Origin of the sequence: Yersinia fenwicki (assembly GCF_043099325.1) — a bacterium.
Classification (GTDB): Bacteria; Pseudomonadota; Gammaproteobacteria; order Enterobacterales; family Enterobacteriaceae; genus Yersinia.
The window spans coordinates 3,161,625-3,180,475 of sequence record NZ_CP170755.1; the positions used below are offsets into that span (position 1 = coordinate 3,161,625).

An 18,851-nucleotide genomic window follows, 5' to 3' on the forward strand; every position below is an offset into this window, starting at 1 on the left:
TTGTTGCATGATGAAGTGCTATGACATTATAAAAGATTGAATCCTCTACAATGAAAAAAATAGCACTCACCACTTTACTCTGTATCAGTACCCCCACTCTCGCCTCTCAACAAGTTGATATCACCATCTTGGGAACCTCTGATCTGCACGGCACTTTTGTGCCGTGGGACTACGCCAGTGACAGTGAAAATTTGGCTGGCAGCTTGAGCCAAATTGCCACCAAAGTGCATAAAATCCGCGCCGAACAGCCGAATATTATTTTAGTCGATGCTGGCGATACCATTCAGGGTAACTTTGTCGAAACTTTCAAAAATGAACCTATTAGCCCGATGATTCTGGGCTTCAATGCCTTAAAATATGATGCATGGGTGATGGGTAATCACGAATTTGATTTTGGCTTAAAAGCCCTTTCTACCTCGCTCAAACAATTTGATGGTGCTGCGCTGGCAGGTAATATCTTCTGGGATTCAGGCAAACCCTACCTCCCCTCTTATAAAATTATTGAACGCCAAGGGGTTAAAATCGGCATTATCGGGATGGACACGCCCATGACTGCCGAATTTGCCCAAGGTACGGATCGCATCAATGGTCTGCATTTCACTGATCCGGTACAGGAAGTGAAAAAGGTCATTCAGCAGATCCAGCCGCAGGTCGATGCCATTGTTCTGGTCGCGCACATGGGGATCGATAATGAAAATCAGCGCCCTGGAACCGGTGTTGGTGATATCGCCCAAGCTAATCCCGAGCTTGCCGCCATCGTCGCAGGTCATATGCACGTGAAGATTGATAAGGCAGTGGTTAATGGTGTCATTATCACTGAACCAGATAAGTATGGCCGCGCACTGTCACGTATTGACCTGAAATTTGAACAACGCGACGGCAAATATCATCTGATAGAGAAAGACAGTTACACCTATCCCATCAAGGGTATTGAGTCCGATAAGTCACTGGAAGCACTCTACCAGCCTTACCACGATATTTTACGCGCCAATGCTAATCGTGTGATTGCGACACTGAGCGGCACGAATTTAGTCCCGCCAGATGAAATTAAAGGTATTCCGCAAGTCCATGTGCAAGACACGGGCATCAGCGCACTGTATCAAGAAGCAGCCCATTATTACGCGCCTCTGGCGCAAATCATTGCCTTACAAATTGATAATGACAGGCCCAAAATGGATGTAGGTAATATCACGGCTAAAGACATTGCATTTAACTATCAATATGCCGGTGGGGAAATTACCGTTTATGCACTGACGGGCAAAGAACTGAAGCAATATATGGAATGGTCGGCTGATTACTTTAATCAGGTTAAACCAGGCGATGTGACCTACAGCTTCAACCCGCAGCGCCGTGCCTCTAAATATTCCACCAATGATTTCTTTGACGGTGTGACTTACACCATTGATTTACGTCAGCCAGTCGGCTCACGTATCACCGATCTGCGCCTCAATGACGGCACACCCGTTACAGATACCACGCCTATTCATCTGGGCATGAACAGCTATCGAATGGGGCATCTGACGCAAAAAGGTGGCGTGCTCGAAGGACAAACATTCCCAGTGCTGTCAGACAGTAAAGCTCAATATGGAGAGGAAGCTGGCACTATCCGTAATTTGACTATTCGTTATCTGACTGATGTTAAAGCGGGTAAATATGAGGGTAAACCGCAACAGCGCTGGCATTTAGTGGGATTAGAAGGCTACGAGAAAGAGCGGCAGATTGTTAAACAGCTGATTAATAACGGCACCCTTGCTGTGCCCGCGACGGCTGATGGCCGCTATACCAACATCGCGTCTATCAATGTCACTGATAAGATATTTAAAGATAAAGCCAGCTACCAGACCGCTTTAGCAACATTGCAACAGCAAGTCACCGCAGCAAACAGTGAACAGGCCAAACAACAGGCTCAGACTGATATCGTATTAATTACCGCGTTAAATAAGTTCTGATTAGATATTAAAAAGGCCACCGCAAGGTGGCCTCAGGTGTCGAACTAACACTGAAACCAGTGCACTCGATGTTATTTATTACTTTAGTAAACAGCTTTCACGGCATTACCAATTTCAGCCAGGCTACGGACAGTTTTCACGCCAGCAGCTTCCAGCGCAGCAAATTTATCATCCGCCGTTCCTTTACCACCGGCAATAATGGCACCTGCGTGGCCCATACGCTTACCTTTTGGTGCAGTTACACCGGCGATATAACCCACCACAGGTTTGGTTACGTGCTCTTTAATATAAGCAGCCGCTTCTTCTTCTGCGTTACCACCGATCTCACCGATCATTACGATGACTTCAGTTTGTGGATCTTCCTGGAACAACTTCAAGATATCGATAAAGTTAGACCCCGGGATCGGATCACCACCTATACCAACACAAGTTGACTGACCGAAACCGATATCAGTAGTTTGTTTTACTGCTTCATAGGTCAGTGTGCCGGAGCGGGAAACAATACCCACTTTGCCAGGCAAGTGGATGTGACCTGGCATGATACCAATCTTGCACTCACCTGGGGTGATAACACCTGGGCAGTTCGGACCGATCATCCGCGCATCAGACTGTTCCAGTTTGACTTTAACCACCAGCATATCCAGAGTCGGGATGCCTTCGGTAATACAGATAATCAATTTGATACCTGCGTCGATAGCTTCCAGAATTGAGTCTTTACAGAACGGCGCAGGAACGTAGATAACAGACGCGGTCGCACCGGTCGTTTCTACTGCTTCGCGCACGGTATTGAACACTGGCAGGCCCAAATGCTGGGTTCCGCCTTTACCTGGCGTCACACCGCCAACCATTTTGGTACCATAAGCAATAGCTTGTTCGGAGTGGAAAGTCCCTTGGCTACCGGTAAAACCCTGGCAAATAACTTTGGTGTTTTTATCAATTAAAATAGACATTATTTAGCCCCCACTGCCGCTACAACTTGCTGAGCCGCATCTGTCAGACTGGTCGCAGCAATGATATTCAAACCGCTGTCTGCCAGTTTCTTGGCACCCAGCTCGGCGTTATTCCCTTCCAGACGCACTACAACTGGCACGTTGACACCCACTTCTTCAACTGCACCAATAATGCCGTCAGCAATCAGGTCACAACGCACAATCCCGCCGAAGATATTAACGAAAACTGCTTTCACTTTGTCATCAGACAAAATGATTTTGAAGGCTTCAGTCACGCGCTCTTTAGTGGCACCGCCCCCCACGTCAAGGAAGTTAGCCGGTTCACCACCGTGCAGTTTCACGATGTCCATAGTACCCATTGCCAAACCAGCACCGTTTACCATGCAACCAATATTGCCATCCAAGGCGACATAGTTCAGTTCCCATTGTGCTGCCTGTGCTTCGCGCTCATCTTCCTGAGATTTATCACGCATTTCACGCAGTTCTGGCTGACGGAACAAGGCGTTACCATCGGCACCCAGTTTGCCATCCAAACAAACCAGATCACCCTGTTTGGTGATAACCAGCGGGTTTATCTCAACCATCGCCAAATCACGTTCCAAGAACAGAGTCGCCAGGCCCATAAAGATTTTGGTGAACTGAGCTACTTGCTTGCCAGTTAGACCCAGTTTGAATGCCAACTCGCGGCCTTGATAAGGCTGCGGGCCAGTCAATGGATCCAATGCAACCTTATGGATCAGTTCGGGTGTTTCTTCGGCTACTTTTTCAATTTCAACACCGCCTTCAGTGGATGCCATAAACACCACACGACGGGAGCTACGGTCAATAACCGCACCCAGATACAGCTCTTTATCGATATCTGTCGCTGCTTCAACCAAAATTTGGTGAACCGGCTGACCATGCGCATCAGTCTGGTAAGTGACCAGCTTTTTACCCAACCACTGTTCAGCGAAAGCACGAATATCTTCTTTGCTGTTAACCAGTTTCACGCCACCCGCTTTACCGCGACCACCAGCATGTACCTGACATTTAACCACCCACGGGCCAGCACCGATTTTAGATGCGGCTTCTTCTGCTTCACGCGGTGTGGTACAAGCGTAGCCAGTTGGTGCTGGCATGCCATACCGAGCAAACAGTTGTTTTGCCTGATATTCGTGTAAATTCATGATGTTCTATCCATATAAGGTCTGAGTTGGGCCGAAGCCTACCAGGTAGCCTGATTGCGCGGAGGCAGGTTATCAACACCTTGCAATCAGGCTGGCCTTGTTATTTATCTTTTTTATACATCCAGCAGTAAGCGAGCTGGGTCTTCCAGCATCTCTTTTACCGTCACCAGATAGCCAACAGATTCGCGGCCATCGATCAACCGGTGGTCGTAGGACAGTGCCAGATACATCATTGGCAGAATCACTACCTGACCATTGACCGCCATTGGTCTGTCTTTGATAGCATGCATACCAAGGATCGCGCTTTGTGGCGGGTTAATGATCGGAGTCGACATCAATGAGCCGAATACGCCGCCATTGGTAATAGTGAAATTACCGCCGGTCAGTTCTTCAACCTTCAGTTTGCCGTCACGGCCTTTTACGGCCAGTTCTTTGATTTTCTTCTCAATATCAGCCATACCCATAGTATCTACATCACGTAATACTGGAGTAACCAGGCCGCGTGGGGTAGAAACGGCAATGCTGACATCAAAGTAATTATGGTAAACCACATCTTCGCCATCGATAGAAGCATTCACTTCTGGATAGCGTTTCAGCGCTTCAACCACGGCCTTGATATAGAAGGACATAAAGCCCAAGCGTACACCGTGACGCTTCTCAAAAGCCTCACCGTACTGCTTGCGCAGATCCATGATTGGCTTCATGTTGATTTCGTTAAACGTAGTCAACATTGCGGTGCTGTTTTTAGCTTCCAGCAGGCGTTCAGCAACACGTTTGCGCAGGCGAGTCATCGGAACACGTTTTTCGCTGCGGCCAGCAAGTGCAGCAACCGGTGCGGCAGCTTCAACTTTGTTTTCCACGGCTGCAGGTGCTGATTTACGCGTTGCCAAATGGTTATCAATATCTTCACGCGTAATACGACCACCCACACCACTGCCTTTAATGGCGGAAGCATCAAGAGAGTGTTCTGCAATCAGACGACGGATCGCCGGGCTGAGAGTATCGTTGCTTTCTTCTTCCAGGCTGGCGGTTTGACGCTGAGCAGGAGTGGACTCGGTGTTTTGGCTTTTTTCTTCGGTCGGCAGGCCAGAGCTGTCACTTGGGCGAATACGGCCCAACACTTGACGCGAAGTCACAGTGGCACCTTCGTCTTCCAAGATGGCATCCAAAATACCGTCTTGGCTGGCCGGAACTTCCAGAATCACTTTATCTGTTTCAATCTCAACCAGCACTTCATCACGTTTGACGCTATCCCCCGGTTTTTTGTGCCAGGTTGCTACTGAGCCATCGGCGACAGACTCAGGGAGGTCAGGAACATTAATATCTACGCTACTCATTCTCTATCCTTTATGTGTTAACCGGTCGCTATTCAACAGTCAGCGCGTCATTAACCAGAGCTTGTTGTTGTTTCTGGTGTACGGAAATGTATCCCACTGCCGGTGAAGCTGAAGCTGGGCGGCCTGCGTAACGCAAGGAAGCACCAAATGGGATCACTTCACGGAAGTTGTGTTGGCTGCAATACCAGGCACCTTGGTTGAGCGGCTCTTCCTGACACCACACGAAATCATGAACATGCGCAAATGGTTCCAACACCGCTTGTACCGCTTGGTGTGGGAATGGATAAAGCTGCTCGATACGCACAATGGCGACATCGGTTTGTCCATTTTTGCGACGCTGTTCCAGCAGGTCATAATAAACTTTGCCTGAACACATCACGACACGTTTGACGCCTTTCGGGTCCAGCTCATCAATTTCACCAATGGCTGGCAAGAAGCTGCCATTTGCCAATTCATCCAGTGACGATATGGCTAATGGATGACGCAACAATGACTTAGGTGACATCACCACCAGAGGGCGGCGCATACCACGTAATGCCTGACGGCGAATCATGTGGTAAACCTGTGCTGGCGTTGACGGAATACACACCTGCATGTTTTGTTCAGCACAAAGTTGCAGATAGCGCTCCAACCGAGCGGAGGAGTGTTCTGGGCCTTGACCTTCATAACCGTGCGGTAGCAGCATAACCAGACCACACATGCGGCCCCATTTCTGCTCGCCGGAGCTGATGAATTGGTCGATAACCACTTGAGCACCGTTGGCAAAGTCACCAAACTGCGCTTCCCAGATAGTCAGAGTGCGCGGTTCTGCAGTGGCGTAACCATATTCAAAGGCCAAAACAGCTTCTTCCGACAGTACCGAATCCCATACCTGGAATTCGCCCTGCCCACTGTGAATATTTGCCAGTGGCACATAGACAGAGCCATTTTTCTGGTTATGAATCACAGCATGACGATGGAAGAAAGTCCCGCGCCCGGCATCTTCACCTGATAGGCGAATGGGGATTCCTTCATCTACCAGTGTGGCATAAGCCAGTGTCTCAGCGCCGCCCCAGTCAAATGGCTTTTCGCCGCTTGCCATCAAGGCACGATCACCATAGATCTTGGCTACACGGGATTGCATTTCAATGGCATCTGGCGCATGACTGATACGGCGCGCTAAGTCTTGCAGGCGTTTCATATCAACTTTGCTTGGATACTCTTCATCCCATTCGTGGTTCAGATACGGTGACCAGGTAAAGGATTGCAGATTCATCGGACGCCACTCTTCCACCACACAGTCACCGCGATCCAAGGCATCGCGATACAGGTTGACCATTTCCGTGGCATCTTCCAGGCTGGCGATATTTTGCTCGGTCAGCTTGTCAGCATAGATCTTGCGCGGCGTCGGGTGTTTTTTGATCTTCTGATACATCACTGGCTGTGTTGCACTTGGCTCATCGGCTTCGTTATGCCCATGGCGACGGTAGCAAACCAGATCGATCATCACGTCACGTTTAAAGGTGTTACGGAAATCCAACGCCAGACGGGTTACAAACGCCACAGCCTCCGGATCATCAGCATTCACGTGGAAAATAGGAGCCTGTACCATTTTGGCGATATCAGTACAGTATTGGGTAGAGCGCGCATCCAGTGGGTTCGAGGTGGTGAAACCAATCTGGTTGTTGATAACAATGCGCACCGTCCCGCCCACTTCATAGCCACGGGCTTGAGACATATTCAACGTCTCTTGCACTACGCCCTGCCCGGCAATCGCCGCATCACCATGAATGGTGATTGGCAGTACCATATTGCTGCGCGCTTCATCCAGGCGGTCACGACGTGCTCGCACAGAACCGATAACCACTGGGCTAACAATTTCCAGATGCGATGGGTTAAAGGCTAACGCCAGGTGAACCAGGCCGCCTTCGGTTTCTACATCAGAAGAGAAACCTTGGTGATATTTAACGTCACCGGTACCCAAATGCTCTTTATGCTTACCGGCAAATTCATCGAACAAATCTTCCGGTTTCTTACCTAACACGTTTATCAATACGTTCAGGCGGCCACGGTGCGCCATACCCAGAACCACTTCACGTGTACCATTTTTACCGGCATGGCGAATCATTTCTTTCAACATGGTGACCAGCGAATCGCCGCCCTCCAGTGAGAAACGCTTGGCACCAGGGAATTTAGCCCCTAAATAACGTTCCAAACCTTCAGCGGCAGTCAGTTCGCTCAGGAAGCGGCGCTTCTCTTCATCGCTGAAAGTGGGTTTCCCAACTACCGACTCAATACGCTGCTGAAGCCAACGTTTTTCTTCGGTGTTGGTGATGTGCATATATTCAGCGCCAATCGAACCACAGTAGGTTTGTTTCAGGGCTGCATATAGGTCAGACAGCTTCATGGTTTCTTTGCCGATAGCAAAAGAACCAACATTGAAGGTGTTCTGGAAATCGGCTTCAGTCAGATGGTGATAGGCAGGGTCAAGGTCAGGAACAGACTCCTGCTTCCACAAACCGAGTGGATCAAGATTGGCATGTTGATGACCGCGGAAGCGGAAGGCGTTGATTAACTGCAACACCTTAACTTGCTTGGCATCATTTTCAGGATCGCTGATGGATGAGTTATAACGAGAGGGATCCTTCGCCAGGCGACGGAAATACTCGCGTGTTTGAGAGTGGAACTGATCAGGTTTTACACCCGTCGTAGGTAGTTGTAGAAAAATTGAACGCCAACTATCATCAACGGAACCAGGATCGGTTAAAAAGTCTTCATAGAGCTGCTCTATGTAGGACTGGTTCGCGCCCGCCAGATAGGAGGAATCCAGCCAGGCCTTCATTGCGCCGTTCTGCATCATGATCCCTTAAGCTTTGAAGCTTCAGTTTTCGCCGTGGTTAACATATACACCGTAATATCAACGGTTTGCCGTAAAAACGGTTCACTCGACGTGCTCAATGCACGTTCTGTTATGGACCTTAACGGTCCCGTTCAAGGAACCTCTAAAAACGGACAGTTTGCCGGTTTTTAGAGATTCCCTACCTTTAAGCAACCCGGGGGAAACATTCCCCGGGTTAATAAACTCACATCATGCACTATGTTGCAACTATGATCCGTTGTGAAGCGCTTATCATGCGCTACGCTGCAACAACATAGACTTAATGTGGCCGATTGCTTTGGTCGGGTTAAGGCCTTTAGGACACACACTGACACAATTCATAATGCTATGGCAGCGGAAAACACTAAAAGCGTCGTCCAGATCATCCAAACGTGCTGTTGTTTCCGTATCACGGCTATCTATCAGGAAGCGATAGGCAGCCAGTAACCCTGCCGGCCCGACAAATTTATCCGGATTCCACCAAAATGACGGGCAGGATGTGGAACAACAAGCACATAGGATACATTCATACAGGCCATCCAATTTTTCGCGTTGTTCTGGCGATTGCAAATGCTCGCGTGCTGGCGGATTTTTGCCGTCATTCAACAGGTAAGGTTTAATTTTCTCGTACTGAGTATAAAACTGTCCCATATCGACTACTAAATCTCGCACCACCGGTAAGCCCGGCAATGGGCGAATCACAATCTTTTTATTGCCTTTTTGCAAAGCTGAAACTGGCGTAATACAAGCCAACCCATTTTTACCATTCATATTCAAACCGTCGGAGCCACAAACCCCTTCACGGCATGAGCGGCGAAACGATAACGTCGGATCTTTTTCTTTTAACTGGATAAGTGCATCCAGCAACATCATATCCCGGCCTTCTTCCGCTTCTAACGTGTAATCCTGCATATGCGGCGCGTTATCGACGTCCGGGTTATAGCGATAAATTGAGAACTCAAGTTTCATGACCTTTTCCTCCGCAGTGGGTTAGGTTTAACCCTATCAACACGACACATGCATTAATAAGAACGCACTTTCGGCGGGAATGCCGCGCGTAGCTTAGGTTGCATGTTTACCTCACGGCGGGTCATGCTTTCAGTGCCTGGCAAATAGAGCGAATGGCACAGCCAGTTGGCATCATCACGTTCCGGGAAATCGAAGCGGCTATGTGCGCCACGGCTTTCGGTACGGAAGTTTGCTGACACGGCAGTGGAAAACGCTGTTTCCATCAGGTTATCCAATTCCAGACATTCAATACGCTGGGTATTGAACTCGCTAGAAGTGTCATCCAGACGGGCATTTTGCAGACGTTCGCGGATAGTTCTCAGTTCTTCTAGCCCTTTAGCCATTGCATCACCTTCACGGAATACCGAGAAGTTATGCTGCATGCAGGATTGTAATGCTTTGCGGATCTCAACCGGATCTTCACCTGAACGGGTGTTATTCCAGCGGTTCATTCGATCCAATGATGCTTCAATATCAGAATCACTGGCATCGCGACTGGCGCCCTGCTCCATCAAAGACTCTTGCAGATGCATACCGGCTGCGCGACCAAAGACCACCAAATCCAGCAATGAGTTCCCGCCCAAGCGGTTAGCTCCGTGGACGGAAACACAAGCAATTTCCCCCACAGCAAACAAACCAGGAATGACAACATCTTCACCCTTTTCATTTACTGTGATGGCCTGACCGGTCACCTTGGTTGGGATCCCGCCCATCATGTAATGGCAAGTTGGAATCACCGGGATAGGTTCTTTAATGGGATCAACATGTGCAAAGGTACGAGATAACTCAAGAATACCCGGCAGACGGGATTCCAGCACATCTTTACCCAAGTGATCTAATTTCAGTTTGGCATGCGGACCCCAAGGGCCATCGCAACCACGGCCTTCACGGATTTCAATCATAATAGAACGCGCAACCACATCACGACCGGCCAAATCTTTGGCGTTCGGTGCATAGCGTTCCATAAAGCGCTCGCCGTGTTTATTCAGTAGGTAACCGCCTTCACCACGGCAACCCTCGGTGACCAACACGCCCGCCCCGGCTATTCCCGTCGGGTGGAACTGCCACATTTCCATGTCCTGCACCGGTACACCGGTACGTAAGGCCATGCCAACACCGTCACCAGTATTAATATGCGCATTGGTTGTTGATTGGTAAATACGACCAGCACCGCCAGTGGCTAGCACGGTGGCCCGCGCTTTGAAATAGACCACTTCACCGGTTTCAATGCAGATAGCCGTACAGCCCACAAAAGCACCGTCCTGATTCTTCACTAAATCAAGTGCATACCACTCAGAGAATATAGTGGTATGGTTTTTCAGGTTCTGCTGATAAAGGGTATGTAACAGTGCATGACCAGTACGGTCAGCTGCAGCCGCAGTACGCGCCGCTTGCTCACCGCCAAAATTAAGCGACTGCCCGCCAAATGGCCGCTGATAAATGCTGCCATCTTCTAAACGGGAGAACGGTAAGCCCATATGCTCCAATTCAAGTACCGCTTCCGGGCCAGTTTTACACATATATTCGATGGCATCCTGGTCACCGATATAATCGGAACCCTTTACCGTGTCATACATATGCCATTCCCAGTTATCTTCATGGGTATTACCCAGTGCGACAGTAATACCACCTTGCGCAGATACGGTATGGGAACGGGTTGGAAATACTTTGGATATCAGGGCACAAGACAGCCCCATTTGTGAAATTTGCAGTGCTGCGCGCATACCTGCGCCACCCGCACCCACAACAACAGCATCAAACTCTCTGACCGGCAGTTTCATTTAAGCACCCCACACCACAATTGTTCCATACAAGAGATAGACCAGCAGCGTAATCACCACGGCCAGCTGTAACACCAGTCGTACCGCTAGCGGCTTGATATAGTCCGTTAATACCTGCCATAAACCAATCCAGGCGTGAGCCAGGATCGACAGCAATGTCAGCAGGGTAAATACTTTTGTGATGTGAGAAGCAAAGAAGCCGCGCCAGATTTCGTAGGTGATGTCTGGGACAATAACAACGAAGCCCAGAATATAAAGAATATATAGAGTGATGACGATTGCAGAAGCACGCAGTAACAGCCAGTCGTGTACTCCATTACGCCCTAACGCAGAAGCATTGCTTACCATACAAGGACTCCAGCTAAAACTGACAGCACCAGGGTTAACACCATTACGACTTGGGCGGAGCGGGTCCCCGCGGCCAAGCTCTCTTCGACATAGCCAAAATCCATAAGCAAGTGGCGGATGCCACCGCAAACGTGATAGGCCAGTGCCGTGAGTATTCCCCAGAAGATGAATTTAACAAAAAAGCTATTCATGACAGCCGCTGCTTGCATGAACCCTTCTTGCGAGGATACAGACAAACCTAACAGCCAGAGGAGGATACCAACAGCAACGAAAGTCATTACGCCAGAGACTCGGTGTAAAATGGACGCTATCGCAGTAACAGGAAATCGAATCGTTTGCAGATCCAAATTGACAGGTCTTTGTTTTTTCACGGTTTTGCCCACACAGCTCTTATTATTTTCCTTCCTCCGGGCCTGGGCGTGGATCAGACAGCGTTAAGAGCCGAAACCCTTTACATCGCACATTTAGACATAACATCCTGAATGCTTAAATGGCGTGTTCTATATAACGCTGGGTGCTCCTACTTCAGGGTAATCCGGAGACCTGGCGGCAGTATAGGTGGTTCACATTCTTATTACAATTCCCACACAAACTGATTGGTGACATTTCCCCTGAACAGTGATTAGGATCACGATTTACACAATTTATATAAAATTAATTATCTGATTTGACAAAGAATAAACATATCCATTACAACTAGGGTAGAAATAAGCCCTATGATGCACTAAAGGTCTGCGGATACACTTCCCCATAAGCTTAAGTTATGCAACAGTGTAGTGAGTGAATATCCCCATAGATATCGTAGGCAATGAACCATAAACGATAAGTATCCGACAAATCGTTAACAACTCTGTAACGTTGACATCAATCCGACCCCACGGATTGATGGTCGCATTGGCGAGACACTCTGTACCCTAAATCATGTTTTTATAGTGAATAAAACAGAGCAGTGCTGATGAGGAGATGGCCCCAGGGGCATCTAAGACATTTCAGTTGTTAAGGGTTTTATAATAAGCGCTAAGGAGACTGTAAATGGCTGACAAAAAAGCGACGCTGAACATAGGCGAAGCTACGATCGAACTGGGGGTTCTATCCCCAACCATCGGCACTGATGTGATTGACGTCAGTACCTTAGGTTCCAAAGGGTATTTTACCTTTGACCCTGGGTTTACCTCTACCGCGTCCTGCGAATCAAAAATCACCTTTATCGATGGTGATAAAGGGATACTGCTCCATCGTGGCTATCCGATTGATCAATTAGCAAAAAACTCTACTTATCTGGAAGTTTGCTACATCCTGCTCTACGGCGAAACGCCAACCGCAGAAGAGTATGAAACTTTCAAAGCAACGGTCACCCGCCACACCATGATCCACGAGCAGATAACCAGTCTGTTCCGCGGGTTCCGCCGCGATTCACACCCTATGGCCGTTCTCTGCGGTGTGACAGGCGCCCTGGCCGCTTTCTACCATGATGCGTTGGACGTTAACAATGAGCGACATCGTGAAATCACCGCCTTCCGTCTGCTGTCGAAAATGCCGACGGTCGCCGCAATGTGCTACAAATACTCCATCGGCCAGCCGTTTGTTTATCCGCGCAACGACCTGTCCTATGCCGGTAACTTCCTGCGTATGATGTTCTCTACACCGTGCGAAGAGTATGAAGTCAACCCAGTGTTAGAACGCGCGATGGATCGTATTTTCATACTGCATGCCGACCACGAACAGAATGCATCAACCTCTACTGTACGTACTGCCGGCTCATCAGGCGCTAACCCGTTTGCGTGTATTGCCGCAGGGATTGCTTCTCTATGGGGGCCAGCTCACGGCGGTGCGAACGAAGCCTGCTTGAAGATGCTGGAAGAGATTAAAACCGTTGAACACATTCCAGAATTTATCCGCCGCGCCAAAGATAAAAATGACTCTTTCCGCCTGATGGGCTTTGGTCACCGCGTGTATAAAAACCATGACCCGCGCGCGACTGTCATGCGTGAAACCTGCCATGAAGTATTGAAAGAACTGAAACTGGAAGACGATCTTCTGAAAGTGGCGATGGAGTTAGAGCATATTGCGCTGAACGACCCATACTTCATCGAGAGAAAACTGTATCCAAACGTTGATTTCTACTCGGGTATCATCTTGAAAGCATTAGGCATTCCATCTTCCATGTTCACCGTAATCTTTGCGATTGCCCGTACCATCGGCTGGATTGCTCACTGGAATGAAATGCACGATGACGGAATCAAAATCGCTCGTCCGCGTCAGCTTTACACCGGCTACGCCGAACGTGACTTCAACAGTCAGTTGAAGAAATAAGCAGTTTTTTCTGTTTAATCGAATAACGCCACCTTCATCGGTGGCGTTTTTTATGGTGAAATTAATGGATTGCGCCGCCAGCAATGTGCGAATCATGATCAATTTGTAAGGCGATGGAAATAGCGAGTTCCAACGCTATTACCACCGAATGCGCTGACATACTCGGTGCGCCAGGATGATTGACTGCCTGCTCAGGTAAATAAGGGATATGAATGAAACCGCCCTTAATTTCGTCATTTGTCTGATGTAACCGATGCAATAGCCCGTACATAACATGATTACAAACATAGGTTCCGGCAGTTTGGGATACGGAAGCCGGAATACCCGCTTCACGAATGCCTTGCACCATGGCTTTGATAGGCAAACGGGTGAAATAAGCCGCCGGGCCATTTTCGACAATAGGTTGATCGATTGGCTGATTCCCCAGATTGTCTGCAATACGCGCATCATCGACATTAATAGCAACCCGCTCGATGCTGATATCAGCACGACCCCCAGCCTGACCAATGGCTAACACCAACACTGGTTGAACTTCATCTATCGCGGCATTCAGCGCTGTCAGCGCTTCACCAAAAGCACAAGGTAATTGACGAGCCACCACTTTGACTCCACCCAGCATGAGATCATTTAATTGTTTAACCACTTCCCAGGAAGGATTAACCCGCTCCCCGCCAAATGGCTCAAACCCGGTAATTAATACACTTTTCATCGCCTCTCCTAGAGGAACATCAGGAAATACAGTAAAAATACGTTAACAATCAGAAGAGTGACCCCGGTTGGGATCTGAGCTTTGATCACTGCATTTTTATCTGGCAGTTCCAATAATGCAGCAGGAACAATATTAAAGTTGGCAGCCATAGGGGTCATTAGAGTCCCGCAATAACCAGAGAACATGCCGATAGCGGCCATCACTGCTGGATTACCACCATGCTGTAATACTAAAATTGGGATACCAATACCGGCGGTGACAATAGGGAAAGCGGCAAATGCATTCCCCATAATCATGGTGAGTACCGCCATGCCAATAGCATAGACTGCCACTGCAATAAAGCGATGATCTACCGCCAAATATTCCTGCGTCAGATGGGCAATCGCCGTCCCGACACCCGCAGTGGTAAACAGCAGGCCAAGTGTTGCCAGGATCTGCGGCAAGATAAATGCCCAGCCGATAGAATCCAGTAACCGACGCGCTTCCTGCACCGGTTGAGCGGCAGTTTCGCGGGTCAGGAATACCGCAATCAGTAAGCCAAGCACACAGCCGACTGTCATCGAGAATAAAGTCACCAGAGTCGCGTGGTTACCGGCACCAAATAACCACAGGTCCAGAGCTGGAATATTATTAAACAGCAGCACACCGATAACAGTAACAATCGGAATGGTCAGTGCTGGCAGGAATAATCGGTTACCGAGCCGCTTGGCGCTCACTTCGCGTTCTTGCTCGGTGCGCTGGTGATAACTACCCAGTTTTACCCCACCGAAACCAGCAATTAACGCCATGATAATGACCACTACGCCGACAGTGATATTTAGAATCCGTTTATCATCTGGCCCTTCGCCCGCCAAAGTACTTGCCAGGCGGTAAGTCCAATCTCCGACCAGGAAAATCAGCCCGTACAACCCCCAAAACAGCCCGGTTGTTATGCGGCGCGGATTGGCTTTATCGAGAAATGACATGACGGCAACTATCAGTAATACGGCACCAGCCAGCCAATATAAATATTGTTGTTGGAAAATCATTTGGCGTCTCCCTTAGTAGCCAGGGCAGACTGATTCAGTGCGGTTAATTCAGCAGCGAGATGTTTATCTAGACGTTGTAACCGGTATGCATGGATAAGGAAGGCACAGATAGCCGTCGGGATCCCCCACAAGGCAATATGCAGCGGCTCGGTTTGAATACCACCGGACTCCAACATAAAGTTATGCATAAAAATGATGGCACCAAAGGCGACAAAAATATCTTCACCAAAGAAGAGGCCAACGTTATCGGTTGCCGCTGACATGGCGCGCAGGCGATAACGCACTTTCTCCGGCAACTCACCATAGCGCGTCTTTGCAGCACCTTCTGCCATCGGAGCCAACAGCGGCCGAACCATCTGTGCATGACCGCCAAGACTGGTTAGACCCAGCGCTGCTGTGGCTTCGCGGACAAGCAGATACACAATCAATAAACGACCAGAAGTGGCACTTTTAATTTGCGAAATCCAAGCCTGCGCCCGCTCTTTCAAGCCATGACGTTCAAGTAAGCCAATAACCGCCAGTGGCAGTAACAAAATTAAAGGCAGATTACGGGTGTTCAGAAATCCTTCACCGAGTTTTTCTAAAATAGTGGCCATTGGCATCAGTGCCGCCAGGCCGGTGATAATGCCAGCGCTAATGACGACCAAAACTGCGTTTATGCGCAGTAAAAATCCTATTACAATCGCCGCGATCCCAATCAGCGGCCAAAGGTTTACCGTTTGTTCCAAGGTGACTCTCCTATCCTAAAATAGAGTTATAGTTATCTAACTTATGATGCATTCCACCCGGGCCAGGTGGTTATGGTTTTTACTACCCAGTTATTGCGCTGTAATGGTGATATTTTCCTGCTGAAAACTGTCACGCAGACGGCGGGCAAAATTCAAAGCATGCGCGCCATCACCATGCACACAAACCGTGTCCGCCTGCACTGGCACCCAATTGCCATCACGCGCCTGCACCTGATGATGCTGCACCATCGCTAAGGTTTGTGACAAAGCCAAGTCGTCACTTTCAATTAACGCATCAGGCTGACTACGGGGGACCAGCGTGCCATCGGATTGATAGCGACGATCGGCAAACACTTCCTGACGCGTCACCAAACCCGCCCGCTCACCCGCACGAATCAATTCGCTGTCAGCTAACCCCACCAACCTTAATGTCGGATCAACAGCCTTGACAGCTTGAGCAATAGCATCTGCCAGTAGCGGGTCTCGTGCCGCTTGGTTGTACAACATACCGTGAGGTTTCACATGCTGCATGATCCCCCCTTCTGCTTTCACGATGGCGGCCAGCGCACCGAGTTGGTAAACCACTTGGGCGTAGACTGTCTCAGGGGGTAGCTGCATGGCCGTGCGACCGAAATTCTCGCGATCCGGAAAGCTCGGGTGTGCGCCAATAGCTACTCCATACTCAATGGCCCAGCGCACCGACTGGCGCATGGTCTGTGCATCACCAGCATGAAAACCACAAGCAATATTGGCTGAACTGACCAATTGCAGTAGCGCCTGATCATTAGCACAGCCTTCACCTAAATCTGCGTTTAAATCCACCTTCATTTGGCCTCCGTGCATTTAGCCTCCACAGCATCGAATCCTTGCTGTAAGCCCCATTCAATCTGTTGCAGAAAATGTTGTTGTTCTGACTTGGCACGAAGTGCTTCTTCTACAGTACAGGGGACAAAGTGCACCGACTCCCCGAGGCGAAGTTGCGCCAAATGGTAGAGACCAGCTTCAATCACACAGGCAATTCGCGGGTAACCACCCGTAGTTTGCGCATCTGCCATCAGCACAATCGGTTGGCCGTTATGCGGCACTTGCACCACTCCAGGCAATAAGCCGTGGGATAACATCTCGCGAGAAGTAGTGCGCGTTAACTCGCGCCCGGTCAGGCGATACCCCATCCGGTTACTTTGCGGACTGAGTTGCCAGGCTTCACGCCAAAAAGCGCCCTGTGAAACAGGGTCAAATTCATGATATTCCGGCCCCGGCACGGCACGCACGCGGTTGCCAAATAGCAGTTGTTTAACACCAACAGATTCACGCGGTAAACGTATCTGTTTGCCCAATGGCAGACAGTCACCTTCTTTAATAAGTCGCCCCTGATAACCACCAAAGCCCGCTTTCAGGTCCGTGCTGCGGGATCCCAGCATTTCCGGCACATCAATGCCGCCAGAAATCGCCAGATAACTGCGCATACCTCGGTGCGGGACACTCAGTTTTAACTGCTGTCCCGGCTTGACCGGATAACGCCACCCAGTCCAGAGCAGTTGATCACCTAACATGGCTTCACAACCCGCCCCCGTTACCGCAATCCAGCCCGGTTGGGTAAACTCGGCAGTAAATTGGCCCAATGTAATTTCTAACCCAGCGGCCCCCGCCTCATTGCCCACCAGCATATTCGCCATACTCAATGCCGGTAAATCGAGAGCCCCGCCCTGACTAATGCCTAGGCGACGAAAACCGCCGCGGCCACTGTCTTGCACCGTGGTATAAATCCCTGAGCGAATAATCTTCAGCATACGCCCTCCTTTAAAGGCAAGAAGCGCACATTATCACCAGGCCGCAACAAGGTTGGCGGCATTTCTAATGGATTAAACAATGCCAGCGATGTGCGGCCAATGAGTTGCCAGCCACCCGGCGTTGCCAGCGGATAGATACCGGTTTGGCTACCTCCAATTCCGACAGAACCCGCAGGAACAACCAGACGAGGCTCCGCGCGCCGTGGTGTTGCCAGTTGTTCCGGCATGCCACCCAGATAGGAAAAACCCGGTTGGAAACCAAGGAAATAGACGATATAACTCGCCCCTGCGTGGCACTCAACCACCTGACGTTCAGTCATACCAGTATGATGCGCCACTACTGCCAAATCGGGCCCCGCTTCACCGCCATAAATCACCGGGATGGTAACATCACGCGATTCAGGCACTAATGACTCGCTCTCTTCCCACCAACGTTGCAGCCGTTCAATAGCATCCAACGCTGTATTGTCTGGGTCTGCCAGCAATAGCGTCAGGTTATTCATTCCGGGGATAGCTTCAAGTATATCGGGATGATGAATCAGGCGATCAGCTAGTCCCCAAATCCGTTGCTGACTTGCTAATGTAACCGGCGGTTCCAGCTCCAGAACGACCGCACTTTCTCCCAGTAAATAGCATCGAGCTCGTTGCACTCCCGTCCCCCTGATTAATTTCTAGCTTTCATTTTTTATATAAATACTCGTTATAAGTTTATATTTATGCGTTAGCGTCTAGTCGCTGTCAATAGAACTGAATTATCTAATGGCTATGAGTAATCACTAAACCTGATGAAAAGGTCAATATTAACGCCTGAAAATACTTATTTTTATAGTTTTTTCACCATTACATGAGAGTTAGTACGATTTTTTTCTTATTTAGAATCAGAGTGC

General features: G+C 49.2%; 16 protein-coding genes. 2 read left to right on the forward strand and 14 right to left on the reverse strand.

What is annotated here, in order from left to right:
• Nucleotides 1-50 precede the first annotated feature (50 nt).
• Nucleotides 51-1,949, forward strand: a complete 1,899-nt coding sequence (locus ACF3VQ_RS14475; RefSeq protein WP_392431822.1) for a bifunctional metallophosphatase/5'-nucleotidase — start codon at nucleotides 51-53, stop codon at nucleotides 1,947-1,949.
• Nucleotides 1,950-2,032: 83 nt separating this feature from the next.
• Here the strand turns inward: ACF3VQ_RS14475 and sucD are convergent, their stop codons facing one another.
• From sucD to sdhC, 8 genes are all read right to left on the reverse strand, one after another.
• Nucleotides 2,033-2,899 (reverse strand): succinate--CoA ligase subunit alpha, encoded by an 867-nt coding sequence (sucD, locus tag ACF3VQ_RS14480; protein WP_392431824.1) that lies wholly within the window; start codon nucleotides 2,897-2,899, stop codon nucleotides 2,033-2,035.
• Nucleotides 2,899-4,065 carry an ADP-forming succinate--CoA ligase subunit beta gene (gene sucC, locus ACF3VQ_RS14485; RefSeq protein WP_005165485.1) on the reverse strand — a complete coding sequence of 389 codons (1,167 nt, stop codon included), beginning with the start codon at nucleotides 4,063-4,065 and terminating at the stop codon, nucleotides 2,899-2,901. The genes sucD and sucC overlap by 1 nt, the downstream gene beginning before the upstream one ends.
• A 113-nt stretch (nucleotides 4,066-4,178) precedes the next feature.
• Nucleotides 4,179-5,402: a 2-oxoglutarate dehydrogenase complex dihydrolipoyllysine-residue succinyltransferase gene (gene odhB / locus ACF3VQ_RS14490; protein ID WP_392431826.1), complete on the reverse strand. Its 1,224-nt coding sequence runs from the start codon at nucleotides 5,400-5,402 to the stop codon at nucleotides 4,179-4,181.
• A gap of 28 nt (nucleotides 5,403-5,430) precedes the next feature.
• Nucleotides 5,431-8,238: a 2-oxoglutarate dehydrogenase E1 component gene (gene sucA, locus ACF3VQ_RS14495; RefSeq protein WP_392435600.1), complete on the reverse strand. Its 2,808-nt coding sequence runs from the start codon at nucleotides 8,236-8,238 to the stop codon at nucleotides 5,431-5,433.
• Between the two features lie 273 nt (nucleotides 8,239-8,511).
• Nucleotides 8,512-9,228, reverse strand: a complete 717-nt coding sequence (locus tag ACF3VQ_RS14500) for a succinate dehydrogenase iron-sulfur subunit (RefSeq protein WP_005165479.1) — start codon at nucleotides 9,226-9,228, stop codon at nucleotides 8,512-8,514.
• Between the two features lie 53 nt (nucleotides 9,229-9,281).
• Nucleotides 9,282-11,048, reverse strand: a complete 1,767-nt coding sequence (gene sdhA / locus ACF3VQ_RS14505; RefSeq protein WP_392431828.1) for a succinate dehydrogenase flavoprotein subunit — start codon at nucleotides 11,046-11,048, stop codon at nucleotides 9,282-9,284.
• Nucleotides 11,049-11,396 (reverse strand): succinate dehydrogenase membrane anchor subunit, encoded by a 348-nt coding sequence (gene sdhD / locus ACF3VQ_RS14510; RefSeq protein ID WP_004700691.1) that lies wholly within the window; start codon nucleotides 11,394-11,396, stop codon nucleotides 11,049-11,051.
• Entirely contained in the window at nucleotides 11,390-11,779 is a 390-nt protein-coding gene (gene sdhC / locus ACF3VQ_RS14515; protein ID WP_005165474.1) for a succinate dehydrogenase cytochrome b556 subunit, read from the reverse strand. Before sdhC ends, sdhD begins: the two co-directional genes overlap by 7 nt.
• A 649-nt stretch (nucleotides 11,780-12,428) precedes the next feature.
• Here sdhC and ACF3VQ_RS14520 point away from each other — a divergent pair.
• Nucleotides 12,429-13,709 carry a citrate synthase gene (locus ACF3VQ_RS14520; RefSeq protein ID WP_392431831.1) on the forward strand — a complete coding sequence of 427 codons (1,281 nt, stop codon included), beginning with the start codon at nucleotides 12,429-12,431 and terminating at the stop codon, nucleotides 13,707-13,709.
• A 61-nt stretch (nucleotides 13,710-13,770) separates the two neighbouring features.
• Here the strand turns inward: ACF3VQ_RS14520 and pcp are convergent, their stop codons facing one another.
• The 6 genes from pcp to pxpB form a co-directional block, all read right to left on the reverse strand.
• On the reverse strand, nucleotides 13,771-14,418 hold the full coding sequence (pcp, locus tag ACF3VQ_RS14525; protein ID WP_392431833.1) for a pyroglutamyl-peptidase I: 648 nt from the start codon (nucleotides 14,416-14,418) through the stop codon (nucleotides 13,771-13,773).
• Between the two features lie 8 nt (nucleotides 14,419-14,426).
• Nucleotides 14,427-15,446: a DUF979 domain-containing protein gene (locus tag ACF3VQ_RS14530; RefSeq protein WP_392431835.1), complete on the reverse strand. Its 1,020-nt coding sequence runs from the start codon at nucleotides 15,444-15,446 to the stop codon at nucleotides 14,427-14,429.
• Nucleotides 15,443-16,174, reverse strand: coding sequence for a DUF969 domain-containing protein (locus ACF3VQ_RS14535; RefSeq protein ID WP_392431837.1), 732 nt, complete (start codon nucleotides 16,172-16,174; stop codon nucleotides 15,443-15,445). The genes ACF3VQ_RS14530 and ACF3VQ_RS14535 overlap by 4 nt, the downstream gene beginning before the upstream one ends.
• A gap of 90 nt (nucleotides 16,175-16,264) precedes the next feature.
• On the reverse strand, nucleotides 16,265-17,002 hold the full coding sequence (gene pxpA / locus ACF3VQ_RS14540; protein ID WP_392431838.1) for a 5-oxoprolinase subunit PxpA: 738 nt from the start codon (nucleotides 17,000-17,002) through the stop codon (nucleotides 16,265-16,267).
• Nucleotides 16,999-17,964 carry a 5-oxoprolinase subunit PxpC gene (gene pxpC, locus ACF3VQ_RS14545; protein WP_392431840.1) on the reverse strand — a complete coding sequence of 322 codons (966 nt, stop codon included), beginning with the start codon at nucleotides 17,962-17,964 and terminating at the stop codon, nucleotides 16,999-17,001. The genes pxpA and pxpC overlap by 4 nt, the downstream gene beginning before the upstream one ends.
• Nucleotides 17,958-18,614 carry a 5-oxoprolinase subunit PxpB gene (pxpB, locus tag ACF3VQ_RS14550; RefSeq protein WP_392431842.1) on the reverse strand — a complete coding sequence of 219 codons (657 nt, stop codon included), beginning with the start codon at nucleotides 18,612-18,614 and terminating at the stop codon, nucleotides 17,958-17,960. Before pxpB ends, pxpC begins: the two co-directional genes overlap by 7 nt.
• Between the last annotated feature and the right edge of the window lie 237 nt (nucleotides 18,615-18,851).